The sequence below is a fragment of the Lactobacillus kefiranofaciens genome (genome assembly GCF_014656585.1).
GTDB classification, from domain to species: Bacteria; Bacillota; Bacilli; order Lactobacillales; family Lactobacillaceae; genus Lactobacillus; species Lactobacillus kefiranofaciens.
The window spans coordinates 741,062-765,000 of sequence record NZ_CP061341.1; the positions used below are offsets into that span (position 1 = coordinate 741,062).

General features: G+C 35.7%; 26 protein-coding genes and 2 pseudogenes. 25 read left to right on the forward strand and 3 right to left on the reverse strand.

What is annotated here, in order from left to right:
* Positions 1-705, reverse strand: a complete 705-nt coding sequence (pyrF, locus tag ICI50_RS03775; RefSeq protein WP_056940811.1) for an orotidine-5'-phosphate decarboxylase — start codon at positions 703-705, stop codon at positions 1-3.
* 254 nt (positions 706-959) lie between these two features.
* Here pyrF and ICI50_RS03780 point away from each other — a divergent pair, with 254 nt between their 5' ends.
* The 22 genes and pseudogenes from ICI50_RS03780 to ICI50_RS03885 all read left to right on the forward strand — a co-directional run bounded on the left by ICI50_RS03780 (position 960) and on the right by ICI50_RS03885 (position 21,406).
* Positions 960-1,883, forward strand: a complete 924-nt coding sequence (locus tag ICI50_RS03780) for a dihydroorotate dehydrogenase (RefSeq protein ID WP_056940812.1) — start codon at positions 960-962, stop codon at positions 1,881-1,883.
* A 166-nt stretch (positions 1,884-2,049) separates the two neighbouring features.
* Positions 2,050-2,592 carry a bifunctional pyr operon transcriptional regulator/uracil phosphoribosyltransferase PyrR gene (pyrR, locus tag ICI50_RS03785; protein ID WP_013853829.1) on the forward strand — a complete coding sequence of 181 codons (543 nt, stop codon included), beginning with the start codon at positions 2,050-2,052 and terminating at the stop codon, positions 2,590-2,592.
* A gap of 144 nt (positions 2,593-2,736) precedes the next feature.
* Positions 2,737-3,693 carry an aspartate carbamoyltransferase catalytic subunit gene (locus ICI50_RS03790; protein ID WP_095342120.1) on the forward strand — a complete coding sequence of 319 codons (957 nt, stop codon included), beginning with the start codon at positions 2,737-2,739 and terminating at the stop codon, positions 3,691-3,693.
* On the forward strand, positions 3,693-4,970 hold the full coding sequence (locus ICI50_RS03795; protein WP_056940814.1) for a dihydroorotase: 1,278 nt from the start codon (positions 3,693-3,695) through the stop codon (positions 4,968-4,970). Before ICI50_RS03790 ends, ICI50_RS03795 begins: the two co-directional genes overlap by 1 nt.
* A complete protein-coding gene (carA, locus tag ICI50_RS03800) occupies positions 4,970-6,055 on the forward strand; it encodes a glutamine-hydrolyzing carbamoyl-phosphate synthase small subunit (protein ID WP_056940815.1) in 1,086 nt (361 codons plus the stop codon). The genes ICI50_RS03795 and carA overlap by 1 nt, the downstream gene beginning before the upstream one ends.
* Complete coding sequence (gene carB, locus ICI50_RS03805) at positions 6,048-9,236, forward strand: carbamoyl-phosphate synthase large subunit (RefSeq protein ID WP_056940816.1); 3,189 nt, start codon at positions 6,048-6,050, stop codon at positions 9,234-9,236. Before carA ends, carB begins: the two co-directional genes overlap by 8 nt.
* Positions 9,237-9,417: 181 nt before the next feature.
* On the forward strand, positions 9,418-11,142 hold the full coding sequence (locus ICI50_RS03810; RefSeq protein ID WP_056940817.1) for a hypothetical protein: 1,725 nt from the start codon (positions 9,418-9,420) through the stop codon (positions 11,140-11,142).
* Between the two features lie 107 nt (positions 11,143-11,249).
* Positions 11,250-12,668 carry an ImmA/IrrE family metallo-endopeptidase gene (locus ICI50_RS03815; protein WP_236694769.1) on the forward strand — a complete coding sequence of 473 codons (1,419 nt, stop codon included), beginning with the start codon at positions 11,250-11,252 and terminating at the stop codon, positions 12,666-12,668.
* A 184-nt stretch (positions 12,669-12,852) separates the two neighbouring features.
* Positions 12,853-13,715, forward strand: a pseudogene (locus ICI50_RS03820) (GRP family sugar transporter).
* Between the two features lie 114 nt (positions 13,716-13,829).
* Positions 13,830-14,111 carry a hypothetical protein gene (locus ICI50_RS03825; RefSeq protein WP_054640525.1) on the forward strand — a complete coding sequence of 94 codons (282 nt, stop codon included), beginning with the start codon at positions 13,830-13,832 and terminating at the stop codon, positions 14,109-14,111.
* 11 nt (positions 14,112-14,122) lie between these two features.
* Positions 14,123-14,557, forward strand: coding sequence for a peptide-methionine (R)-S-oxide reductase MsrB (gene msrB / locus ICI50_RS03830; protein WP_013853839.1), 435 nt, complete (start codon positions 14,123-14,125; stop codon positions 14,555-14,557).
* A gap of 150 nt (positions 14,558-14,707) precedes the next feature.
* A complete protein-coding gene (locus tag ICI50_RS03835) occupies positions 14,708-15,040 on the forward strand; it encodes a hypothetical protein (RefSeq protein WP_054640526.1) in 333 nt (110 codons plus the stop codon).
* 31 nt (positions 15,041-15,071) lie between these two features.
* The gene (locus tag ICI50_RS03840; RefSeq protein WP_054640527.1) at positions 15,072-15,524 is read left to right on the forward strand and encodes a GNAT family N-acetyltransferase; all 453 of its coding nucleotides are present in this window, start codon (positions 15,072-15,074) and stop codon (positions 15,522-15,524) included.
* A gap of 15 nt (positions 15,525-15,539) precedes the next feature.
* Positions 15,540-15,917, forward strand: coding sequence for a DUF6176 family protein (locus ICI50_RS03845; RefSeq protein WP_054640528.1), 378 nt, complete (start codon positions 15,540-15,542; stop codon positions 15,915-15,917).
* Complete coding sequence (locus ICI50_RS03850; protein ID WP_054640529.1) at positions 15,898-16,110, forward strand: DUF3923 family protein; 213 nt, start codon at positions 15,898-15,900, stop codon at positions 16,108-16,110. Before ICI50_RS03845 ends, ICI50_RS03850 begins: the two co-directional genes overlap by 20 nt.
* A 253-nt stretch (positions 16,111-16,363) precedes the next feature.
* Complete coding sequence (locus tag ICI50_RS10790) at positions 16,364-16,624, forward strand: hypothetical protein (protein WP_236694770.1); 261 nt, start codon at positions 16,364-16,366, stop codon at positions 16,622-16,624.
* Positions 16,625-16,651: 27 nt separating this feature from the next.
* Positions 16,652-18,559, forward strand: a complete 1,908-nt coding sequence (locus tag ICI50_RS03855) for a phospholipase D family protein (protein WP_279593567.1) — start codon at positions 16,652-16,654, stop codon at positions 18,557-18,559.
* Between the two features lie 124 nt (positions 18,560-18,683).
* Positions 18,684-19,211: a GNAT family N-acetyltransferase gene (locus ICI50_RS03860; RefSeq protein WP_054640339.1), complete on the forward strand. Its 528-nt coding sequence runs from the start codon at positions 18,684-18,686 to the stop codon at positions 19,209-19,211.
* 13 nt (positions 19,212-19,224) lie between these two features.
* Positions 19,225-19,647 (forward strand): hypothetical protein, encoded by a 423-nt coding sequence (locus tag ICI50_RS10795; protein ID WP_236694771.1) that lies wholly within the window; start codon positions 19,225-19,227, stop codon positions 19,645-19,647.
* 29 nt (positions 19,648-19,676) lie between these two features.
* Positions 19,677-20,266: pseudogene (locus tag ICI50_RS03875) on the forward strand (NUDIX hydrolase N-terminal domain-containing protein); the annotation flags it as partial.
* Positions 20,267-20,286: 20 nt separating this feature from the next.
* Positions 20,287-20,682, forward strand: coding sequence for a cytidine deaminase family protein (locus tag ICI50_RS03880; protein WP_082598949.1), 396 nt, complete (start codon positions 20,287-20,289; stop codon positions 20,680-20,682).
* Position 20,683: 1 nt separating this feature from the next.
* Positions 20,684-21,406 carry a coenzyme F420-0:L-glutamate ligase gene (locus tag ICI50_RS03885; protein WP_054640338.1) on the forward strand — a complete coding sequence of 241 codons (723 nt, stop codon included), beginning with the start codon at positions 20,684-20,686 and terminating at the stop codon, positions 21,404-21,406.
* 45 nt (positions 21,407-21,451) lie between these two features.
* Here ICI50_RS03885 and ICI50_RS03890 read toward each other — a convergent pair whose 3' ends face one another.
* Together ICI50_RS03890 and ICI50_RS03895 are read right to left on the reverse strand one after the other, a co-directional pair.
* On the reverse strand, positions 21,452-21,805 hold the full coding sequence (locus ICI50_RS03890) for a toxin-antitoxin system HicB family antitoxin (protein WP_056940819.1): 354 nt from the start codon (positions 21,803-21,805) through the stop codon (positions 21,452-21,454).
* Positions 21,806-21,807: 2 nt separating this feature from the next.
* A complete protein-coding gene (locus ICI50_RS03895) occupies positions 21,808-22,068 on the reverse strand; it encodes a hypothetical protein (protein WP_056940820.1) in 261 nt (86 codons plus the stop codon).
* Between the two features lie 105 nt (positions 22,069-22,173).
* On the opposite strand from ICI50_RS03895, the gene ICI50_RS03900 reads away from it, so the two are divergent.
* The 3 genes from ICI50_RS03900 to ICI50_RS03910 are packed head-to-tail and all read left to right on the forward strand — an operon-like array spanning position 22,174 to position 23,917.
* Positions 22,174-22,674, forward strand: coding sequence for a kinase (locus ICI50_RS03900; RefSeq protein ID WP_056940821.1), 501 nt, complete (start codon positions 22,174-22,176; stop codon positions 22,672-22,674).
* 2 nt (positions 22,675-22,676) lie between these two features.
* Positions 22,677-23,141 (forward strand): NUDIX hydrolase, encoded by a 465-nt coding sequence (locus tag ICI50_RS03905; protein WP_057731458.1) that lies wholly within the window; start codon positions 22,677-22,679, stop codon positions 23,139-23,141.
* Positions 23,142-23,155: 14 nt separating this feature from the next.
* Complete coding sequence (locus ICI50_RS03910) at positions 23,156-23,917, forward strand: nucleoside phosphorylase (RefSeq protein ID WP_057731452.1); 762 nt, start codon at positions 23,156-23,158, stop codon at positions 23,915-23,917.
* The last annotated feature ends 22 nt before the right edge of the window (positions 23,918-23,939 follow it).

Here is a 23,939-nt window from a genome sequence, read left to right on the forward strand (position 1 = left end):
TTAATTAAACTCCTTTTTAATTGCTTCGTATGCTGCATGAGGGTCGCTTGTTAAGGTTATAGGACGACCTACTACGATGGCAGTTGAGCCCCATTCTCTTGCTTGAGCTGGTGTAGCCACACGGGACTGATCATCTTTACTACTTCCTTTTGGTCGGATGCCAGGTGTGACATACAAAAAGTCATTACCAATTGCCTGATGTAATTCTTTAACTTCGAGTGGTGAACAAATTACGCCATCGGCTCCTGACTTTTTAGCCGTTTTAGCAAGACTCATTACTTGTTCACTCATTGATAAAGCACAATTTTGCTCAAAACGCAAAACTTCATCAGAGATGGAAGTTAATTCAGTGACAGCTAAAAGTTTAGGTACATTTGCACCATTCGGAGTTCCCGCAATCAGCCCGTCTTTTGCGGCTTGAATCATTTGGCTGCCACCAAGTGCATGAACAGTAGTGTAAGTGATGCCGAGCTTAGCGAGCTGTTTTGCTGCTTGATAAACAGTATTAGGAATATCATGCAATTTTAAATCTAAAAAGATTTGGTAGCCTTGTTTAGCTAATTTTTTTACTAATTCAGGACCCGTGTGATAGAAAAGTTCCATGCCAATCTTGATAAAAACATCTTGCGGCTGTCCTAAGTTAGATAAGATTTTTGTTAATTGTTCTTGATTGTCAACGTCTAAAGCAACAATTACAGGTTTCATTTTCCCTCCATACAAAAAAGTCTATACCAGTGCAGAGAGACACCAGGTATAGACTTTCCCTAGATAAATTTAAGCCAATATTTTGAACTTGCGGTCTCTCTGTACCGTTTAAAGTTTGATCAAGGTGAAGTTTAACACCCCTGATTAGAAAATACAACAGCAAATTTTTGACCTTGCAAAAAAATAAAAGGCGTGTAGAATCAATTTCTAAAAAATAAGCGAATGACAGCGAGCATTCATTTTGGAGGAAAATTATGGTTAATACTCATGTAAATTTACCCGGTTTAGATTTGAAAAATCCAGTAATGCCAGCTAGTGGCACCTTTGGTTTTGGCGATGTGCCAGCCGCACAAAAATTTGATTTAAATGAATTAGGTGCAATGGTGATTAAAACTACAGCTCCGCACGCTACAACAGGTAATCCGCAGCCACAAATTGCGGTTTTAGAAGATGGTGTTTTGAATTCCGTGGGGCTGACTAACCCTGGCGTTGATCATGTAATTAGTGAAAAATTAACTAAATTACGTCATCAATATCCCGACTTGCCGATTATGGCCAGCGTGGGAGGAGACAGCGAAGAAGATTATGTCGAAGTCGCAAAAAAACTGTCTGATTCTGGCTTAGTCAATGCGTTAGAAATTAATGTGTCCTGTCCTAACGTGGCACAAGGCGGCATGAGTTTTGGCGTTCATGCCGGTGTAGTTGAAAAGTTAACCAAAAAGATTAAGATGGCAGTTGCTTTGCCAATTTATGTCAAATTGACTCCTAATGTGACTGATATTGTTGAGATTGCTAAAGCAGCCGAATCCGGTGGTGCAGACGGGATTTCGATGATTAATACTCTGTTAGGAATGCGGATCGATATTAAAACTAGAAAGCCCCTTTTAGGTCACAACATGGGCGGCTTATCTGGTGAAGCTGTGAAGCCGATTGCCATTCGCATGATTAGTCAGGTCCGTCAAGCTACAACTTTGCCAATCATCGGGATGGGCGGAATCAATTCTGCTCAAGATGTAATCGAGTTTATGCTGGCTGGTGCTAATGCTGTAGCAGTTGGGACTGCTCATTTTAACGATGAACTGGCAAGTAAGCATATCGCCGAAGAATTACCAGCGGAACTAGAAAAATTAGGCGTAGAAGACATCAATGATTTGGTTGGACAAGTTAAATTTAATTAACTCTTGACAAACATATTCAATTACAGTAACTTTAAAGCAATGAATGTCCTTTAAAATTAGTCCCGTGAGGCTAGCAAGGCAGGCTTAAATAGTTTTACTTTACTAAAAGCTCCTAGTCTCAATGTAGGCTGGGAGCTTTTTTCATGGGCAGAGTTAGGAGAATTTTATGGCAAAAGAAATATGGGATGCATTGGCAATTAAGCGTGCATTAACGCGAATTACCTATGAAATCATTGAACAAAACAAGGGAACCGATGATTTGGTTTTAGTCGGGATCAAGACTCGTGGCGTTTATCTAGCTAATAGAATTCATGATCGAATTCAAAAATTGGAAGGCGTAGATGTGCCTGTTGGTGAATTAGACATTACGCTTTACCGTGATGACCGCCATGATGCTTCACTAAAGCAAGATCCAGTGGTTAATTCAGACAATATTGGTGTAGACATCAACAATAAGCGAGTAGTTTTGATTGATGACGTAATCTACACGGGTCGTACAATCAGAGCAGCCATGGATGCGCTCATGCACGTTGGTCGACCAAGCTTGATTAAAGTTGCAGTTTTAGTAGATCGCGGCCACCGAGAATTGCCAATTCGAGCAGACTTTGTTGGTAAAAATATTCCAACTTCTGCAGATGAACAAGTTGCAGTTAATGTGATTGAAAAAGATGGCAAAGATTCAGTTGAACTGAAGGCTTTGCCTAAGTAAAAAGAATAACAGATAAATAATCAACCATTTAATTGACTCCAGAGAGGGCCAGAAGGGTTGCTTAGTTTTTCGTATACAAAAATACGGAGAAGAAGCCTGGAGCAATTAAATGCTTCAGGCTTTTTTTGATAGAAAGAACAGAACATGAAAAATTTAAATCTTGTTGCTTTACCACATTTTGTTAGTGTTGAAAATTTGAAAAATGATGAAGTTGAGGCTCTGATTGAACGTGCAGAATACTTCAAAAAAGGTGGAGCTATACCTGGGTTAACCAGACCGGTTTACGTCACTAACATGTTTTTTGAAGATTCAAGCAGAACTCATACTAGTTTTGAGATGGCGGAAAGAAAGTTGGGCTTGACTGTGATTCCATTTGATCCAGCTCATTCATCTGTCAACAAGGGTGAGACTTTATACGATACCTCACTAGTGATGAATGCTTTAGGAGTAGATCTTGAAGTGATTCGTCACTCACAAAATGAATATTACGAAGATTTGATTAATTTAAAAGAGCATCAAAAATTAAACATCGGTGTGATTAATGCAGGAGATGGTTCGGGTCAGCATCCTAGCCAATGTATGCTTGATATGATGACGATTCACGAACACTTTGATCACTTCAAGGGATTAAAAGTAGCAATCGTCGGTGACATCACTAATTCCCGCGTAGCCAAAAGTGACATGGAGCTTTTAACTAGACTTGGCGCAGAAGTTTACTTCTCTGGCCCTGAATATTGGTATTCTAAAGACTTTGACCAATATGGCAAGTATGAAGAACTTGATAAATTGATTCCTAAAATGGATGTCATGATGTTGCTACGGGTGCAACACGAACGTCATAGTGGTGATCCTAATGAAAAGAAATTTGATGCTCACAGTTACCATGAAAAATATGGTATTAACCATAAACGCTATGAGGCTATGAAAAAAGATGCGATCATCATGCACCCAGGTCCAATTAATCATAATGTTGAATTAAGCGGTGATTTGGTAGAAAGCGACAAGTGCATGTTTGTGCGTCAAATGGAAAATGGCGTCTTTATGAGAATGGCCATGCTGGAAGCAGTTTTGCGTGGTAGAAAACTCGGAGGGCTTGAATAATGCAAACAGTAATTAAGAATGGAACAGTTTATCAAAATGGACGTTTGATTCATGCCGATGTGCTAATTGAAGATCAAAAAATTAAAGCGATTGGTACTGATTTAACTGGCGACAAAGTCATCGATGCAACTGGTAAGTTGGTTAGTCCAGGACTGGTTGATGTGCATGTCCATTACCGCAATCCTGGACAAACATATAAGGAAGATATTGAAACTGGCAGCAAGGCTGCAGCCCATGGCGGCTTTACTACAGTAGGAGCCATGCCTAATGTGACGCCGGTTCCAGATACGCCTGATTTAATGAAAAAGATGGTTCAAGAAAATAAACAAAAAGGCATCGTGCACATTTTTCAATATGGTCCAATTACCAAAAATGAAACAACAGATGAACTGCCTGATTATGCCACATTGAAAAAAGCTGGTGCCTTTGCCCTCAGTAACGATGGTCACGGCGTGCAAACTGCTCAAACGATGTACCTTGCTATGCAAGAAGCAAAGAAGAATGACTTGATTGTTGCAGCGCATGCTCAAGATGATTCACTTTTTAATCACGGCATCGTCAATGAAGGAGAAAAGGCAAAAGAACTGAATTTGCTGCCAGTAACTGAACTAGCTGAAACAACTCAGATTGCAAGAGATCTTTTATTAGCCGAAAAAACAGGTGTTCATTATCACATTTGCCACGTTTCAACTAAGACTAGCGTTGAATTAGTGAGAATGGCAAAAGCGCGCGGAATTAACGTTACTTGCGAAGCCGCACCACACCACTTGCTTTTAACTGAAGATGATATTCCTAAGGACAATGGCTATTACAAGATGAATCCGCCACTTAGAAGCAAGGAAGATCAAGCAGCTTTATTAGTAGGCTTGCTGGACGGCACGATCGATTTAATTGCAACTGATCATGCTCCGCACGCTAAAAAAGAAAAGCAAGGTGGAATGCAAAATGCGGCTTTTGGAATTACCGGTAGTGAGACAGCCTTTAGCACGCTTTATACCAAATTTGTTAAAAACGATAAGGTCTTTACATTAGAGCAATTGTTATCTTGGTTGAGTGATCAACCGGCTAAAGTATTTAGCTTAAAAAAGGCAGGAGTGCTGGAACCCGGACGTCCAGCAGATGTTGCACTTTTTGACTTAGAACATGAAACAGAATTAAAAGAAAAAGATTACCAATCAAAAGGCGTCAACACCCCATTTACTGGACAAAAGGTTTATGGAGCAACGGTAATGACAATGGTTGATGGCAAAGTTGTATATCAAAAAGGAGAAGATTAATGCGCTATTTAATTTTAGAAGATGGCAGCATTTATGCTGGTGAAGGATTTGGCAGCGATCGAGAAACTACTGGTGAGGTTGTTTTTACGACGGGGATGACCGGCTACCAAGAGGCAATTACTGACCAATCTTATGCCGACCAAATCTTGGTTTTCACTAATCCATTAATTGGCAATTACGGCGTTACCTTAGCCGATTATGAATCTTTGCAACCACAAATTAAAGGCGTGATCTGCCACCAAGTTGCCCGCCACCCTGATAATTGGCGGATGCAAAGCAGTTTGCCAGAATTTTTGAAGCAACTGCATATCCCTGGTATTCAAGGTATCGATACGCGAGAATTGGTTAAAAAATTGCGTGTACATGGTACATTGCGCGGCAAGATTGCTAATTCTAAAGAAAACGCAGAAAAAATAGTTCAGGAATTAAAGCAAAAAAATGTCACTCAAGGCGTAATTAGCCGCGTTTCTACTAAGAGTGCCTACCCGGTCCCAGGATCCAAACGTAACATCGTGGTGATTGACTTCGGTATTAAGCACAGCATCTTACGTGAATTGGCTGAGCGCGACTGCAACTGTATCGTTTTGCCATATACCGCAACTGCAGAAGAAGTATTAAACTTGCATCCCGACGGTGTTCTTCTTTCAAACGGACCAGGTGATCCAGAAGAAATGATCGAAGCAACCAAGATGGTGCAAGAAGTAGAAAAACATGTGCCGCTGTTTGGAATTTGCATGGGCCACCAAGTTTTTGCCTTAGCTAATGGTGCTAAAACCTACAAGATGAAGTTTGGTCACCGCGGTTTTAACCATCCGGTCCGTGAGATTGCGACCGGTCATATCGGCTTTACCTCTCAAAATCACGGTTATGCAGTTGATGCAAATTCAATTGATAAAGATAATTTAATGATTACCCATGAAGAAGTTAACGATGGCACTATAGAAGGATTGAGACATAAAAAATATCCTGCATTTTCGGTTCAATTTCACCCAGATGCAACACCAGGACCACACGACGAGGATTCGCTATTTGATGATTTTATGTCAATGATTGATCAAAGAAAGGAAGAAGAGCATCATGCCTAAAAGAACAGATATTCATAAGATTATGGTGATTGGTTCAGGTCCAATTATTATTGGTCAGGCCGCAGAATTTGATTATTCTGGTACTCAGGCATGCTTGGCTCTGCGCGAGGAAGGTTATGAGGTTGTTTTAGTCAACTCCAATCCAGCAACAATCATGACTGACACTACAATTGCCGACAAGGTTTATATTGAACCCTTAACAGTAGATTCAGTTTCTCGAATTATTCGTCAGGAATATCCAGATGCGATTTTGCCAACATTGGGTGGTCAAGTTGGATTGAACATGGCATTGGCTTTGGCAAAAACAGGAATTTTGGATGAACTCCATATTGAGCTTTTAGGTACCAAGCTTGCTTCAATTGAACAAGCAGAGGACCGGGAAAAATTTAAGGAACTTTGTCAAAAATTAGGTGAACCGGTTCCACCTTCTAAGACGGTTAAGACGGTCGAAGATGCCTTAGCATTTGGGGATGAAATCGGTTATCCAATCATTGTGCGCCCAGCCTTTACCATGGGTGGTACCGGTGGTGGTATTTGTCACAATCATGATGAATTAGCCGAGATTGCCAAAAACGGTTTGGAATTGTCTCCTGTAACGGAATGTTTAATTGAAAAATCAATTGCAGGCTACAAAGAAATCGAATTTGAAGTAATGCGCGATCATAATAATAACGCCATGATCGTTTGCTGTATGGAAAACTTTGATCCAGTCGGTATTCACACTGGTGATTCCATCGTCTTTTCACCAAGTCAGACTTTGTCTGATAAAGAATATCAAATGCTCCGTGATTGTTCGTTGCGGCTAATTAGAGCATTGAAGATTGAAGGGGGATGCAACGTTCAGCTTGCCCTTGATCCAAATAGCTTTAATTATGATGTGATCGAAGTTAACCCAAGAGTTTCTAGATCTAGTGCTTTGGCTTCTAAGGCAACTGGTTATCCAATTGCCAAAATGGCGGCTAAGATTGCCGTTGGTTTAACTTTAGATGAAATCAAGAACCCAGTAACGGGGACCACTTATGCCGAATTTGAACCAGCTTTGGACTATGTAGTCTGCAAGATCCCTCGCTGGCCATTTGATAAGTTCCCTAAGGCTGACCGAGTTTTGGGTACGCAAATGAAGGCTACCGGTGAAGTTATGGCCATTGGTCGAACAGCAGAAGAAGCCATGCAAAAAGCGGTAAGATCACTAGAGATCGATGAAAAAGATCTTTATTCACCTGAAGCACATCAGGCAAGTGATGCACAGCTAGAGCAAAAATTAGTCAAGGCCCAAGATGATCGCTTCTTTTACTTAGCTGAAGCTTTCAGACGCGGTTATTCAGCTCGAGATGTGCACGAATTAACGAAGATTAATTATTACTTCTTAGATATCGTGCAACACATGGTTGAGATGGAGAAGACCCTTGAAGAGAACAAGGATGATGCCGATACTTTGCGTTTGGCCAAAAAATATGGCTTTAGCGATCCAACCATTGCCAACCTCTGGCATGAAAATGCAGATCAAGTCCGTGGCTTTAGAAAAGCTCATGGCATTATCCCGGTCTATAAAATGGTTGATACCTGTGCGGCAGAATTTGAGTCAAGTACGCCATACTTTTACTCAACCTATGATGCAGAAAATGAATCGCATAAGACGGGCAAGAAGTCAGTCATTGTTATCGGTTCAGGCCCAATCAGAATTGGTCAAGGGGTCGAATTTGACTATGCAACAGTTCACTCGGTTAAGGCTTTGCAAAAGATGGGCTATGAAGCCATTGTCATTAACTCTAATCCCGAAACTGTTTCAACAGACTTCTCGGTTTCAGATAAGCTTTACTTTGAACCACTGACTTTAGAAGATGTTTTGAATGTTTGCGACTTGGAACAGCCTGAAGGCGTGATCGTGCAATTCGGTGGTCAAACCTCAATTAACTTGGCGGCCGGTCTTGAAAGACATGGCGTTAAAATTTTAGGAACAACGGTTAAGGATCTTGATCGAGCAGAAGATAGAGAAGAATTCGATCAGATTATTAAGAGCTTGCATTTGCATCAACCACAAGGTTTGACTGCAACGACGCATGAAGGAGTAATGAAGGCAGCTGATCAACTAGGCTATCCAGTGCTGGTTCGACCATCTTATGTTTTAGGCGGCAAGGCAATGGAGATCGTTTATTCAAAGGATGAATTAGAAGAATATTTGCATGATCACGCCGATATTGCAGAAGATCATCCTATCTTGGTCGATGATTATCTTGATGGACGTGAATGTGATGTTGATGCAATTTCTGATGGCAAGACAGTACTGCTTCCAGGAATTATGGAGCACATTGAACATGCGGGCGTTCACTCAGGTGATTCTATGGCAGTCTATCCACCACAAACCTTTAGTGATGAAGTTAAAGAAAAGATTACGGATGTGACTAAGAAATTAGCTTTAGCTTTGAACTGTAAGGGAATCATGAACATTCAGTTTATTGTGCGCGATGGGGATGTCTATGTAATTGAGGTAAATCCACGTGCAAGTCGAACGGTGCCATTCTTGAGTAAGATTACCGGTATTGAAATGGCGCAAGTTGCAACTCGCGTGATCATGGGAGAAAGTCTTGAGCAGCAAGGTTATGCAGATGGTTTAGCTCCAGAACCAGAAATGATTAGTGTTAAGGCACCGGTCTTTAGCTTTAGTAAATTAGCTGATGTTGATTCTTACCTTGGACCAGAAATGAAATCGACTGGTGAAGTAATGGGTAGTGATCATACATTTGCTAAGGCACTCTACAAGGCTTTTGCAGGTGCAAAGATGCAGCTACCTGAAAATGGCAATGTCCTTCTTACTATTGAAGATAGAGATAAGGAAAAGATTTTGTCGATTGCAAAGAGATTTGCTCGGATCGGTTACAGAATCTTCGCAACTAAGGGTACAGCCAACTTCCTTAAAAAGAACGACCTGCACGTAGAACTCGTGACAAAAGTACATGAAGATGAGCAAGCAGACGATAACATCTTGAACGAATTACGCGATGGAAAGATCGATTTAGTAATCAATACGATGGGGAATGATATTGAAAAGAATTCGGATGGGTTTATTATTAGACAAATGGCGATTCAGCAAAATGTTCCTTTATTAACAGCTTTAGATACTGCGGACGCATTACTCAAGTCCCTAGAAAACAGATCATTTGCGACAGATGCTTTGAAATAAAAGATAGAATAGATTAAAAATTGCGATGCGTTTCTCTCAGCTGAGGGATGCATCGTTTTTTGATTAAAAAAAGATAAAAATTGAAATTTCTTACAAAAAAATTGAATTTTTTTGCGTAATAAATATTAGAAGGGTAAATGGATTATTCTTCAAAACTAAAATTTTTGAGTGAGGAATTTTTATGAACGAAAAGGCAACACAAATTTATCGAGTTGAATTTAATGGCAAGTATTTTTGGCTTTCTAGTTTAATTGGTGAATTTACTAAAGCATTTAAAATGCAAATTTCATTAATTAGTAGATATGAACAGCAGGGGAAAGATTTAACTGAGATTCAAGGCTTAATAGCCGCTGGAAAAGTAAAGGTTGATCAAGTTCATTTTATAAATGTTGGTGCGGATATCTGTCAGATGAAGCTTGCACAGATGTTGATTGATGATATGAAGAAATTTGATAGTTCTCAAATTTACGGTCAAAAAATTCCATTGTTGATGTTTTACTTAAAGAATTATCAGATTGTTGGTGATGAAATTAAAAGTGATTTTAGTGTGAACGAATTGCTTCAGTTAATGAATGATTACTGTCAAGTCGACTTTGGTTATCCAAATAATGAAACAGAGTATCAACATTTGCTTGGTGCAAGTGAAAATAGTAATGAATATTTTAAACAACGTTCATTGGTTTTAAACTATTGGTTGAAAGATGATCATTATTTACGAATTATTTTGCAAAATGCTATCAATCACAGCAACAGTTCAGTTCTTTCACAGCAAGCGCGTAGTAATTATAAAAAAGCGTACTATCAATTAGAAAATAGTGAGGTTAATTCTTTATGGTATGAGGATATTGAATCAAGAACTACAGGCTTGACTTGGTATCTTACTAGTGCTGATCAAGCAATTAAGATTTTGTCTAATTTTAGAATTGGTTCCGAAGATCAAAATAGAAATATGTCAGAGGATCATCATCTTACTTTTTCATTAAGACCTAAAACACCGGAACAATATCAAAATGAAGGAATTTTGAACAAAGCAGCGGGTAATTGTAATTCTTTTGCACCTGTTCCAGTACCGGTCTTCATTTGTTTTAGTTTGAAACGCATTTTAGAACGTGGTGGCCTACTTATCAATAGTGAATTGAATAATAAAGAAGAGATGTCATTTAATTTACAAGAAGATGTGGATTGGGATTTATTTTCTTTCAACAAAAATATCCGTTCCATTTACGCTGATCACGATTCTACTAACTTAATGCAAACTAAGTGTATTATTAAAGACTACTTGGAGTTTATTGCAAAGGATATTATTAAAATTTATGTTAGAACGGAAGCTGAAAAAGTAAGTTTACTGACGGCTTTAATAGAATATCAAGCCAAACAAAGCTTTAGTAAAAAGCATCTGCAATTAATTGATCTTTCTCAATATGCAGCTAGAATTCAAGTTGAACCAGATTTGTTTTTCGGCGATAGAGGAAAAGTGATTTATGGAGATAATCGGATTGAGTTTTCAGAAATTGGTAAAACCAATATTCAGTCTCATGATGAGCCGTTTAGTATAGTTAAAGAAATGAAAACAGTATCAAAGATGATAACTATTGGAGGATTAATGCGTCAAGAATTCAAATTAGAAGATAGTAAAGGAAACTTGAAAACCGTAGCAGTTTATCATAAGCCAGATTGGATTTTAAAAGTGGTTAAGTGGGCTAGTGCATTTACAGGAGAAGTTAGATATTATTTGGACCTATATTATCACAGCGAATTTTTGAGCGTGTACAGAATTGAAGGAGAAAACGAATGGATTAATAATCAAGATAAAACACGGATGAATTTTACCGAAGATGAACAACGAATTTTAAAGAAAGTTGAGGAAAGCTTTAAGTTAGAAACGGTGCGTAAGAATAGAAGATAGTGGTTAGAAAGCAACTTCTCAAAGCACTGTATATTTTGCTAGCCTATTTAAAATAATTTTGATAGAATTTAACTACAGAATATATGTTCAAGAAGAGAGGCGATAATATGGCTACCGCAACTTTTAAAGTAAATAATGACATCCTCAATTGGGTTCTACAGATAGCTGGGACTCAACTTAATTCAGAATGGATAAATAAGATTAATACTTGGATAAAAGGCGAAAAGACACCAACTATTAATCAATTAAAGAACCTTAGCAAAAAGTCACAAATCCCTTTTGGTAATTTCTTCTTGTCTCAACCGCCTAGAGTAGAAATGCCACTACTTCAATTTCGGACTATTGATAATAGTGGAATTACAGATGCGAGTCATGAGTTACTGAGTACAATAGATGCTATACAACTAAAAGCAGCTTGGCTTGAAGATTATCGAATTAAGGAAGGCTATTCAAAAATAGCATTTATTGGCATGGGGAATAAAAAGAAATATCGGTCAGCTTCTTATAAAGAAATTGCGGAGGAAATTTTAAAATATTTTGATTTAGTGAAGGGATGGAATAGTACTCTTAAATCTAATCAGAATGCCTTTAATTTCTTAAGAAAGAAGCTTAGTCAAAAAGGAATAGTTACTGAGACCGGCAGCTTTGTCGGTAACAAAACTAGAGATAGTTTAAATATTAATGAATTTAGAGCCTTTGTTTTGATAAATAAATATGCTCCATTCATTTTTATTAATACTAAGGATAGCGAGAATGCAAGATTATTTTCTCTAGTTCATGAACTAGTTCATTTATGGTACGAAAAAACTGAGATTTTTAATTATAATTTTCAAACCAATCCGCAATATTTGAATAAAAAGCTGGAGCAACAAGTTAATAAAATTTCAGAATGTATTTTGTTTGATAAAGATATTTTTGTTAAGGCTTGGATAGAATCCAATGATTTAGCATTGGATAAAATTTATGAAATTGCTAAAAAATTTAAAACTAGCCCAATAGCAACCGCAATTACTGCTAAGAATTATGGTTTGATTACGCAAAGAGTGGTTGATGAGGTTAAAGGAGAAACTACTAAAAACGTTGCTAATCGAAAGAACAAAGGTGGCCCAAATTTCTACGATACGTTGGCATATCGGATTGATATAAATTTTGCTACTTCTGTGATTAATAGCACAGAAGCTGGTGATACTACTTATTTAGATGCTTTTGTTTGGTCCAAATATGCAGAAATTATTAATTATGTCCAAAATTGTGGAGCATATCAAACAGGTAGTGTTAATGAATGGAAAAAACCAGGGAAAGCAGATCCATTGTTAATAGCTATAGCTTCCCAATATAATTATCAAATTGTTACCTTTGAAAGAGAAAGTGGTCAATTTGGTTATGATGTAAATAATGAGTGGAATTGGAAGCACAACGGTGGTCCAATTAGGCATGAACCTAAAATCCCAGATATTGCTAAGCATTTTGGTGTTTCATGTATTACTTTATTTGATCTTGAGGAAAAATTAAAATTATGTATTTAAAAACAATGAATTTTGTCATTGCTTTTTTCTTAAAATTATTTTCTACAAACTTATTGAAAATTGTTTAGTTACTTCTTGATTGATAACCTAAATCTCCTGAATGTAAATGTTTGCACTAAAAGCGCTTTCGTTGATACAATCGTTTTTGTAACTTTTTAACAAAAAATATAGGGAGAAAAAACGAATGAGTTATCTATTTCTATTTATTCCAGCAATCGGCTGGGGTCTAATGCCGATGTTTGTTGCTGGAGTCAAAAAGAGTAGCATATATCACCAAATCTTAGGGACGGTGCTTGGTGCATTTATTTTTGGTGCGATTGTTACTTTAATTAAACATCCTGCATTTAACGCAACTACTTTTATTTTAGCAATGCTTGCCGGAGCAGCTTGGGTGATCGGTCAAGTTGGTCAGTACTACAGCTACTCCAAAGTTGGGGTTTCTGAAACAATGCCAATTTCGACAGGTTTGCAGCTAATCGGTGTGCCATTGGTTGGTGTTTTAATCTTTGGCGAATGGGCAAGTACGCAAGCTAAGATCTTTGGTTTTCTTGGTATTCTAGCCTTGATTATCGGTGTGGCATGTACTTCACTAACTGATAAGGGAACTGCAGAAGGTAATAAGCAGAATCAAACCACAACCATGATCGTGTTGGTTTTAACTACTCTTGGTTACATCACTTCAAGTTCCATTCCAAAGGCTTTGAAGGCGACAGCGTAATGATCTTCTTTGCTGAAACTCTTGGGATGTTGATTGCTGCGTTCATTTACTTAGTTGCCACTAAGCAAACGCAAGTATTTAAGGAAAAGCAAAGCTATCAAGTAATTCCAGCTGGTATTATTTATGCCATTGCTGCTTTAGCTTACATCGTTTCAGTTAAGATGAACGGGGTAAACTTAGCCTTCGTTATGTCACAACTTTGTGTAGTTATTTCTACTCTTGGTGGAATTATCTTCTTGCACGAAGCAAAGACCAAGAAAGGCTTCATTTATACTGGAATTGGTTTGGTATTGATTGTTGCTGGTGCGGTACTTACTTCAGTATTTTAGAAAATTAACGTCAGAAAATTCTGGCGTTTTTTTAATGCATTTGAAATAAAAGAATTCCTAAAAAGGCTTAAAATTGAAAAGTAAGAGAGTTTTTAGCTACCAAGGAGAAAAATAATGAATGACAATACAGTATATGTAATTAGCGCCCGAAGATATGCCCGTAATGGCGAGGTTATTGAGCAAAACGTACACGTTTATAGTTCCTATCAAAATGTAATTGCAGCCTTTAAGCCATGGCTTGAAGTGACCAATAAAGAGATTCATACGAATGATAAACAAGAGATGCTCCAAGTGCGAATTTATGATCCAGCCAATGAATTTTTGACGAGATATCGCTTTGACATTTATGAAAAGCAGATTGATAACTTTTTTCCAAGTACCACAGAACATATTTAAGGAATGATTAGATGACTTTAAGTGAAGCAGAAAAGAAAAGTGCTTTAAAGAAGCTAAATGAAGAACAGTACAACGTTACGCAAAAAGCGGCAACCGAATATCCTTTTACTGGTAAGTATGATGATTTCTATGAAAAAGGTATTTACGTTGATGTAGTTTCTGGGGAACCGCTCTTTTCTAGTCAGGATAAGTATGATGCGGGATGCGGCTGGCCTAGTTTTACTAAGCCAATTAAAAAGTTGACCTATCATCGCGATCAGTCGCATGGGATGGAGCGGACAGAAGTGACTAGTCCAGAAGCTGAGTCACATCTGGGCCATGTTTTTACTGATGGTCCGATTGATCGTGGTGGTCTACGCTATTGTATTAATTCAGCGGCGTTGAGATTTGTTCCTTATAATGAGCTTGATGAGCAAGGTTATGGGGAATATAAGAAGCTGTTTTAGTTTAATGAATATAAAATGATGAGCTAATCGATAAAATTCGGTTAGCTTTTTTGTTTGGAATTATAAGAAATATATTAGTATAAATTATTGAATATGAGAATAAAATTATGTATTATTTGTAATTAATAAAAAGGGAAGAGGAGTATACTCATGACAGAATCTATTTTATCGCCAATGAGTGTATCTATTGGAATTGGCTTCATTATGATTGCTTTTCAAGAATTTTTTGAGACAGTTTCTTGGAAATACTATGCAGGTGGTGCAGTGCTTGATATAGCTATAGTGTTGCTTTTCCCAGTGCTTGGCCTTGCTAAATATATGACTACAGCGGTAACTTGCTTTCAAGTAATCGCAATATTTGCATTATACTTTTTGCTTAAGAAAAAATTGAATGCAATCGTAGCTTTCATTTTAGCTTTATTAATTTCATTTGTTATGACAATTGCTTTGTGCTGTGTCATTGGAATTGTTTTTAATATTTAGATGAAAAATTGATTAATGGGGGAGTGAAAATATGGATGTTGAGATTAAAAAGTATGACAAACAATATTTTGACCAACTTTGTTCCGTCATGGATAGGGCGAGAATGCAGGAACTTAAAAGTGCTGGCTTGGAGCAAGTGTTTTTGTCGTTGAGGGATGCCCCATATTTAGGCTATTTATTAGATTGTGAAATTTACGTAGCTGTTAAAGAAGGAAAATTACTCGGATTTGTTGGCCTAAGAGCACATGAATTGTCATTCATCTATGTTGATCCTGATTATCAAAAGCAAGGAATTGGCAATGAGCTGATGAAGGTTGCGGTATCCCATTTAGAGAAGCCTGTAAAACTGGATGTATTTACTGACAATATTGCGGCCAAGTCTTTATATCAAAAATATGGCTTTAAGACTGTTAAAACAGTTACAGAAAAGTGGTCGGATGATTATCCGGTTGATTTTTCACAGGATACGATGGAGTTGCAGTAGGAAGCGTATTAATAGATGACTAAAGTAGAACTAACTCGTTTCAGAATTAAAAAAGGAAAAGAAGTTAAAGCACAAGAATGGATGAATTTCTTGAACGAACACCATTCTGATACCGTGGCTACAATGGCTGGTGAAAAGATGTATGTTGAAAGTGTCTTTAAGGAAGAAAATCCAGATGGTTATACATACTTTTACTGGTATTCCGTTCAAGGTGAAGGCGGAAATGCTGTTGAAGAATCGGAAAGCTATATCGATAAGAAGCATATTGAGTATTGGGATGAATGTATTGATCCTGAATATAAGCCAGTTGACATGAGATTGGAAGAGAATTTGATTGCACCAGCGATTGACAAGATAATCAAGGATAAAAACAATGAAAACATGGAAGATTAGTGGAAGTATCGTATTAGTTTTATTCGTAGCAGTCAGTGTATATCTTAGTGTTAGAAAAGTTGACGGGGCTGGTGTAGCACAAACTCCCGAATTGAGAAATATTACTTTAATTATCTGGGGTGTATTTGGGTTAATTATTTTAATTGGATATTTAATTTGGCTAGCTGTTTTAAAGCATAGAGCTGATAAATAGTAAAAAAGGGAATACAATGTATTACCGATCACAACAGCAATTAGTCTGCGTGAGTTAGGTGGAATGGGTACCTGACTGAGACAAGCTTAGGTTAAAGAAGCTTTGCTGAAGGACAGACAAGATTAGATAAGATTGAAAAATAAGGCTAAGGAAAAATAAGTTTCTTTAGCTTATTTATTTTACAAAAAATCATGATATAATTTCAGCAATCGATATGAAAGAGAAGTTTGGATAGAGTATTTGGAGAAGTGGAATGTTAACAATTTATGATTTGAAGAATAACGTGATGTTAAAGCAACCTGATTTTTTTAAGCTTGTTGAAGGTTTTGATACATTTGAGGGCGTTAGTTTTGTCGGTAGTTTTAAAATAATTGAACAAGAACTTTTGCCTAGGTTTAATCAAATTAACTTGATTTTGGGGATGGAAGATCAAAAGACAGGCAAGAATTTGAATCAATTATTGAATGTTTCAAATAAAGTACAGCAATTATTGTCGGTAAGTTCTGATTTTTGAGAACGAATTGAGGATCAGACTTTACAACTGAAATTTACTAAAGACGAGCTTTTTCATAGCAAGTATTTCATTGTTGAAAATGATACTGATTTTATTATTTTTAATGGCTCAATGAATCTTACACAGAAAGCTTTAAAACATAATCATGAAATGCTTTGGATGTATTATGGGAAGAAGAATAATATACAAGATTTAAAAATTTATGAGGAGCATCAAAAACTATTTAAAAAGAACTTTGAAGAAGATAGTGTAGATTATTTAGATCGAAAAATTATCAATAATCTTTATGGCAAAACGAAAAAACAAATTACTGCTATTATTGCCGATGAAGTGGTTGATAAGGTACAGCAGAATATTGTTGAAGTAAATCCTGAAGATATCATCAAGGTAACTAAAGATGCACAAAGAAAAGAGCAAACTTATGAACTTCATCCAGAAATTGTTCAAAAAGTAGCTAAAGAGCTTTTTACGGAAAAAGGAAATAAGCGTCGAAATGAAGAAAAAGTGCGCGAAGAAATTAAGCAAATTATCTATCAAGACTTTGATGATTCATCGCAAAATAGAGTTATTAAAGCAAGTGAATTATATCCAAAACTAATATGGGCATATCAAGATAATGAAATCATAACCGAAGATTCTAACACAAACCTGTTTCATACACTTAATACTAATTTAGATTTGGTTACTAAAGATGATGTACGAACGTTTATCAGAATTATTGAGAGCTTTAGGCTGAATAAAGTAAAGGATGAAAGCCACCAAGCACTCTCAGCGTTTATCTATTTGATGACTGCTCCAATGATTTGGAAAATTCGAGAAATTTATCGTAAATCTAATTTTTCAAAGAGTGCAGACCAAATACCACTTTCTATGGTTTTAATTGGACGAGGAACAACTGGGAAGACATTATTAGTACGCGATTATTTCAAAAAGTTTATTGGTGATACTTCTCACAGTATACAATATACAGAAATTAATGATGGTAATGCCTCAAGAACAGATAAAGCAGTTAGATTCTTAGATAATTATTTACACTCTGCTCGCTTTATTTCCCCGATGATTGTTGATGAATTGAATAGTAATTTCTTACATAGTAAAGTTGCACTTAATGCAATTAAGCAGTGGTCGAACACAATTAAAGGGATCCACAATATTAATATTTTTGCTATGAATCATAATGCGGGAAGCAAAGAAATTAATAATCTTGAAGAAATTACTAAACGAGTTTATTATCTTTCTTTTGAAGCACCTTGGCTTCCAACCAATCAACAGGAAATTAATTACAATATTTTGATTAACGACAACAATGACCATATTTATCGTTATGTTGTTTCAGAGCTAAATAAACGATTGATAAATCTAACAGGTGAAGAAGAAGCTAAGTTAATTGATGATTATTTGAGTTTAACAAAAGATATTTTGACTAAATTGATCCAGAAATATGGATATTATGATAGGCTGAAAGATCTTTTAGGTAGTAACTATGATTATAAAATTGACCGTAATCGAATTACTTGGAAAATGCTTATTCTTGATGATCATTATGAACATATTGCTTTTACCGATGGTGATGATAAATATTTCCATGTTTCAAAGGCAATCTTTAATGATTTTAAGGCAAATGGGTATGAAAATATTAATCAGACTTTAGATAATTATTTCAATATGTTTCCTCGTGAAGCCGGAATTGCGATTGAGCAATATGGAAATGGGATGCGCCTTGATATTGATAAATTTGATAAGTTTATTGGTGAGCCTTTGATTAGAAATCATTATAAGAAAATACATAAAGCTGAAACACAACAAGACGATATGAAAGAATTTCTAAAAATACAAGCTCAACAAACTCAGATGATGCAAGAAACTATGAAAAAGTTAGCTGAACAAAAGGAAGAAAAGAAAAAAGGACTATTTACACGGTTGTTTAAACATTAATTGATAAGCAGAGGTTGAAAAACTCTGCTTATTTTTTTGACTAAAATTATTATAAATAAGCTATTGAAATATTAAACATATTTAAGTAATATTTAATTTAATATAATTCAAAAAAATGAGGTGAATGAGATTGCAGAGATATCCGTTTGTTTTACATAGTTTTATGATTGATAAACATAATATTGAACTTGTTTTACCAGAAACTTGGCAAGCATCAGCTTTATTTGAACAATTACATAAAAATTTAAAAGAATTTTCTAAATGGTTAGTTTGGGCTAACAAGATTGATTCTGTTCAGAAAGAAGTTGATTCTATTAAATTATTTCAACAAAAGATGGTGGATGGTACTGCATTTAATTTAGTAATTTTAGTCGATGAAAAGCCATCTGGGATGATTGATTTACATTATTTGAAGGATGAATCTGGCGAAGTAGGATATTGGTTATCTAGTGATTTTCAACATTTAGGAATTATGACAAAGTGTGTAGAGTTTCTTGAACAATATGCATTTGAACAGTTGAAGCTTGAATATCTGATTTTACGAACGCATCCGCAAAATTTTGCTAGTCAAAATGTTGCTAAAAGAAGTGGGTTTGATTACTTAAAAGATGATGAAAATGGTCATAAGGTATTTGTGATTAAGAATAATTAAAGAAATAATAGTTATGAAATTAGAAAAGATAACTAATCAAAATCTTTGGGATGTCGTAAATCTTGAAGTTAAACCTGATCAAGAAAAATATATTGCAGATAATACAATTAGTTTATTAGAGGCATACGCAACACAAAATGAAGGGGAAAAAGTTGGAGACGAACGTGTTTTAGTTTTGGATTTGGAAAAATTTATAAAGCTAGTGATTAAGGGTGTTGGAATATATTTAATATTGTTGATGCTTTATTTTGTAATCAATCTATTTATCAATTTTGATGTATATCAAATTTCTAACCTCTTTGGCATAAAATTAGTGATTGATGTATCAAAAGGAAGAACTGTAGCAATGAGCACTGTTTCACCTAATTTTTATATAAATTTGCTATCTTTTGGGCTTTTCTATGGAGGATTCGCATTTTGGCGAGAGGAGAAATAGGTATGACAAATGAAAAATTAATCGATTAGGCAAAAAGGCTTCAAAGTTTAGCTCAAGCTGGCTTAACATATGGCAAAGAAAATTTGATTTAGAACGATATCAAGAAATTCGCGATATTTCAGCTGAAATGGTGGTAGAAAAATCTGATTTACTGCTTGAAAAAGTGAAGAATCTTTTTTGTAACTAAATTGGTTATCAAACGCCTAAAGTTGCAACACGTGCAGCTGTTTTTAAGAATAATCAGATTTTGCTAGCGCAAAAAAATGATGGTATCTGGTCAATTCCTGGCGGTTGGTGTGAAGTTAATTTATCTGTTAAAGAAAATGTTATTAAGAAAGTCAAAGAAGAAGCTGGGATTGATATCGCCGTTAAAAGATTAATTGCGATTCATGACAGTAATAGACATTATAAAGGGATGTATCCTTATGGAATTACTACAGTATTTTTCTTATGTGAGCCGGTCAGTGGTAGTTTTATGGAAAATGATGAAACAATTGCCAGTGGATATTTTGCTCTGGATGACTTACCCAAATTAAGTGAAGATAAGGGATCAAAGGAGCAAGTTGAAATGTGTTTTAACGCATATCATGATCCTAATTGGCAAGCAGAATTTGAGTAAAATATAGAGGTTAATCAGTAATGCTAGATAAAACATGGCAAAAAATGTATCAAAAAGTTAAAGAGGTTCAAGGCTTTCGTGAAATTTCAAACCATATGGAAGCTGGTGGAGTTGCAGCTGCAGTTTTGTCTGATTCAGGTAACATCTACACGGGAGTTTGCGTTGATACAGCTTGTACTTTAGGAGTATGTGCTGAACGCAACGCACTTTTTAATATGATTACTAATGGTGAATCTAAAATTACACGGGTATTGACAATCATGTTAGATGGTAAAAATGGTGCACCATGTGGAGCTTGTCGTGAATTCATGGTGCAAATGATGGAAGAGCATTATCAAGATGTTGAAGTGATGCTTGATTATGAGCATGAAAAAGTTGTTACTCTCGGTGAATTAACACCAGATTGGTGGTTATGAAATGATTACAATTGATGCTCTGGATAATTTTCCTATAGTTCAAGGTAAGTGTGATTTGGGTACAGAAATAATTAAGACAATAAGATTAGAAAAATTTATTCTCCATGATAATGATATTTTATGTATTGCCTCAAAAGTAGTTTCTAAATCTGAAGGATTATTTATTGATTTAGACTTAATTAATCCAAGTGAAGAAGCTCTCTTAATACATAAAAAGGTTTTAAGAAAAGATCCCAGATTAATTCAAGTTATGCTAGATCAGACTGAGAATCAGAAGGGCAATCGACTACAGGTAACTAATAGTTTTATTGGTGGCTGGCTTCCTAATGGTTTATTTTTAACTAGTGCAGGGGTTGATAAGTTAGGATCAAATACTGCAATAGTTTTACCTAAAAATTGTGATGAAATTGCTAGAAAACTTAGTGATGCTATTTTTGATAAATTAAAAGTGCGAATAGCAATCATAATAACTGATAGTGATGGCAGGATAGATAAAAAAGGTGCCACTCAAGTTGCGGTTGGATTATATGGTATCTCTGGTTTGAGAAAAAGCAGGTATATGGAGAAAACTAACGTTGAAACTGTATGTGACATGTTAGCTGCTTCGGCAGGATTATTAATGGGGCAAAGAGGTAAAATGGTCCCTGTAGTTAAGATCTCCGGATTAGATTATGATTTTGATAGGGATGCAACAATCGAGGACACAGTAAATCAATATAATTAAAAGCATAAAAAAGAAGAGTCATGTACTCTTCCATTTTTCTTAAATTTATCCTTGTGCTAATTTACTCACAATAAATGAATTTAATGAAACATTTTCTTCATCCGCTTCCTCAGCTAAATGAGCATGTAATGATTTAGGCATTCTAACTAATAGTTTTCCAGAATATTTTTTATTAACAGGTTCTGGGATCCTTATATTCCGTCTTAGGCAAGATGAAAACCATGCCTTTTTTGCTTCGTTTAATTCAGTGACAGCTTCATCTAATGAATCGCCATAGGCAATAACACCCGGTAATTTTGGAATGGTTACACGATAATATGTTTCGCCATCGTCCTCAACAATTTTTTTAAATTCGGTTGAATAATTGAGCTTCATGTAGTAATTTAGATCTTTTTTCATAATTAATGATCCTCCTTAACTTGATCTATTAGAGAAATAATGTCTCTAATGTTATATCGCTTTAAAATACCATGATTCGCAATAGTTACTGGATATTTTAAGCCTTTTCGTTCAATAGTGTAATGTGATCCACCATTATCATTTATTAAACGAAACTGATAATATTCCAACAATCTTCGAGCCTCATCAAAAGTTAAGTCTTTTGGAATGGGCGTTTGTCTGAATTTGTTTTCTAATTTTTTGATTTGATTAATTTTAGACACATCCTATTTTCTATATCAATAGGATAGTATCATATTTGATATCATAAGTGTAGCACGATTTTGTTTATTTTTTCAATAAAATAGATTGAGTAAAAGGAAAGAAAAATGAAACCGAAATTAATTATCCTCAGAGGTAATTCTGGTAGTGGCAAAACAACTTTAGCTAAAAAAATTCATGAACTATTGCCACGTAATACCTTATTAATTCCACAAGATACAGTTAGAAGAGAAATGCTAAATGTTAAGGATGGAGAAAATACTTTAGCATTACCATTATTAGAAAATTTGTTGAGATATGGTCATGATCATTGTTCTTATACTATTTTGGAGGGAATTTTAAATGCAAAATGGTATTCAGAATTGTTTAAAGAAGCTCAACAACTTTTTAGTAATCAAATTTATGCCTATTATTTTGATATTCCATTTGAAGAAACAATGAGACGGCACGAAGAACGTCATGAAAGCTCCTTTGGAGAAGAAAAAATGCGTTCATGGTGGAACGCCAAGGATTATATTGGATTTATTTCAGAGCGAGCTTTTACTAGCCAAATGAGTTTAGATGATGAAATTTCAATTATTATGGATGATGTAAAAAAAGAGGACTAATAATGACCCAAGACTACATAAAAGCCTTACGTAAAAAAGTTGGGCATAAACCACTTATTTTAAATTTTGCTGGTGGAGTATTAGCAAATGACAAAAATGAAATTTTACTTCAAAAAAGATCTGACTTTAGTTCATGGGGCTTGCCTGGTGGAGCTTTAGAATTTGGAGAATCAGCACGAAAGGCGTGTATTCGAGAATTTTTAGAAGAAACAGGGTTAAAAGTAAGAGTTAAAGAATTACTTGGTGTTTCAACAAATTTCATTCAACATTATCCTAATCAAGATGTAGCACAGGCAGTGACTATTGAATTTATTGTTGAATTAATTGGGAAAACTTCAGAAGAAGTCAGCTCTGAAACTTTAGATTTGAAATATTTTTCTAAAGATACATTGCCAAATATTTTTAATGAGCAGCATCAACTATTTATCGATCATTATTTCAATAGAGACTATCCATTTATTAATTAAGGGAGAGGGCATACATGAATGAACAACCATTTATTTTAGACTTTGACGAAAATCCGCATGCAGTATTAGAACCGAATCATGAGAAAGAACCATTTCATTTTCATTCACGATTGCTTTATGCATTTGTACCGGAGAAAGAAATCAATGCATTTTTAGATAAGCACCTTCATCGCACTTTAGGAGAATTTGAATCAGTTTCATTCAATCCTAAAATCTATGAAGTTCAAATTGATAATGAATTTTTTACTTTATGTCAGGCGCCATTAGGTGCCCCTGCAGCTGTACAATTATTAGAGTGGTTAATTACCTATGGTGTAGAAACAGTTCTAACGATTGGTACTGCAGGTGCTTTAAATGATTTACCAGAGAATGAAATGTTTTTGGTTAAACGAGCAATCCGTGATGAAGGAACGTCTTTTCACTATATGGACCCGGGACAGTTTGTTGATTTAGATCGTGATTTTTTAAAGCAGGTAGAAAAAGCATTATCTGAATTAAATCTGGATTATGATGAAGTTACCACTTGGACAACAGATGGTTTCTTTAGAGAGACACCTAAAAAGGTTGCACAATTCAAGCAATTAGGGGCAGCTACTGTGGAAATGGAATGTGCTGCTTTAGCTGCCTGTGCCCAATTTAGGGATGTTGATTTTGCTCAAATCTTATTTACTGCTGATACTTTAGCAGATATGGAAAACTATGATGAACGTGACTGGGGCAGTGAGTCACATAGTGCAGGGTTGGAGATAGGATCAAAGGTGCTGACCCAACTTTAAAGAATAATAAAACGGTAAGAGT

Coding starts and splice junctions, on each gene's coding strand:
- pyrF (WP_056940811.1), bottom strand. CDS start 705: ATGAAACCTGTAATTGTTGCTTTAGACGTTGACAATCAAGAACAATTA.
- ICI50_RS03780 (WP_056940812.1), top strand. CDS start 960: ATGGTTAATACTCATGTAAATTTACCCGGTTTAGATTTGAAAAATCCA.
- pyrR (WP_013853829.1), top strand. CDS start 2,050: ATGGCAAAAGAAATATGGGATGCATTGGCAATTAAGCGTGCATTAACG.
- ICI50_RS03790 (WP_095342120.1), top strand. CDS start 2,737: ATGAAAAATTTAAATCTTGTTGCTTTACCACATTTTGTTAGTGTTGAA.
- ICI50_RS03795 (WP_056940814.1), top strand. CDS start 3,693: ATGCAAACAGTAATTAAGAATGGAACAGTTTATCAAAATGGACGTTTG.
- carA (WP_056940815.1), top strand. CDS start 4,970: ATGCGCTATTTAATTTTAGAAGATGGCAGCATTTATGCTGGTGAAGGA.
- carB (WP_056940816.1), top strand. CDS start 6,048: ATGCCTAAAAGAACAGATATTCATAAGATTATGGTGATTGGTTCAGGT.
- ICI50_RS03810 (WP_056940817.1), top strand. CDS start 9,418: ATGAACGAAAAGGCAACACAAATTTATCGAGTTGAATTTAATGGCAAG.
- ICI50_RS03815 (WP_236694769.1), top strand. CDS start 11,250: ATGGCTACCGCAACTTTTAAAGTAAATAATGACATCCTCAATTGGGTT.
- ICI50_RS03825 (WP_054640525.1), top strand. CDS start 13,830: ATGAATGACAATACAGTATATGTAATTAGCGCCCGAAGATATGCCCGT.
- msrB (WP_013853839.1), top strand. CDS start 14,123: ATGACTTTAAGTGAAGCAGAAAAGAAAAGTGCTTTAAAGAAGCTAAAT.
- ICI50_RS03835 (WP_054640526.1), top strand. CDS start 14,708: ATGACAGAATCTATTTTATCGCCAATGAGTGTATCTATTGGAATTGGC.
- ICI50_RS03840 (WP_054640527.1), top strand. CDS start 15,072: ATGGATGTTGAGATTAAAAAGTATGACAAACAATATTTTGACCAACTT.
- ICI50_RS03845 (WP_054640528.1), top strand. CDS start 15,540: ATGACTAAAGTAGAACTAACTCGTTTCAGAATTAAAAAAGGAAAAGAA.
- ICI50_RS03850 (WP_054640529.1), top strand. CDS start 15,898: ATGAAAACATGGAAGATTAGTGGAAGTATCGTATTAGTTTTATTCGTA.
- ICI50_RS10790 (WP_236694770.1), top strand. CDS start 16,364: ATGTTAACAATTTATGATTTGAAGAATAACGTGATGTTAAAGCAACCT.
- ICI50_RS03860 (WP_054640339.1), top strand. CDS start 18,684: ATGAGATTGCAGAGATATCCGTTTGTTTTACATAGTTTTATGATTGAT.
- ICI50_RS10795 (WP_236694771.1), top strand. CDS start 19,225: ATGAAATTAGAAAAGATAACTAATCAAAATCTTTGGGATGTCGTAAAT.
- ICI50_RS03880 (WP_082598949.1), top strand. CDS start 20,287: ATGCTAGATAAAACATGGCAAAAAATGTATCAAAAAGTTAAAGAGGTT.
- ICI50_RS03885 (WP_054640338.1), top strand. CDS start 20,684: ATGATTACAATTGATGCTCTGGATAATTTTCCTATAGTTCAAGGTAAG.
- ICI50_RS03890 (WP_056940819.1), bottom strand. CDS start 21,805: ATGAAAAAAGATCTAAATTACTACATGAAGCTCAATTATTCAACCGAA.
- ICI50_RS03900 (WP_056940821.1), top strand. CDS start 22,174: ATGAAACCGAAATTAATTATCCTCAGAGGTAATTCTGGTAGTGGCAAA.
- ICI50_RS03905 (WP_057731458.1), top strand. CDS start 22,677: ATGACCCAAGACTACATAAAAGCCTTACGTAAAAAAGTTGGGCATAAA.
- ICI50_RS03910 (WP_057731452.1), top strand. CDS start 23,156: ATGAATGAACAACCATTTATTTTAGACTTTGACGAAAATCCGCATGCA.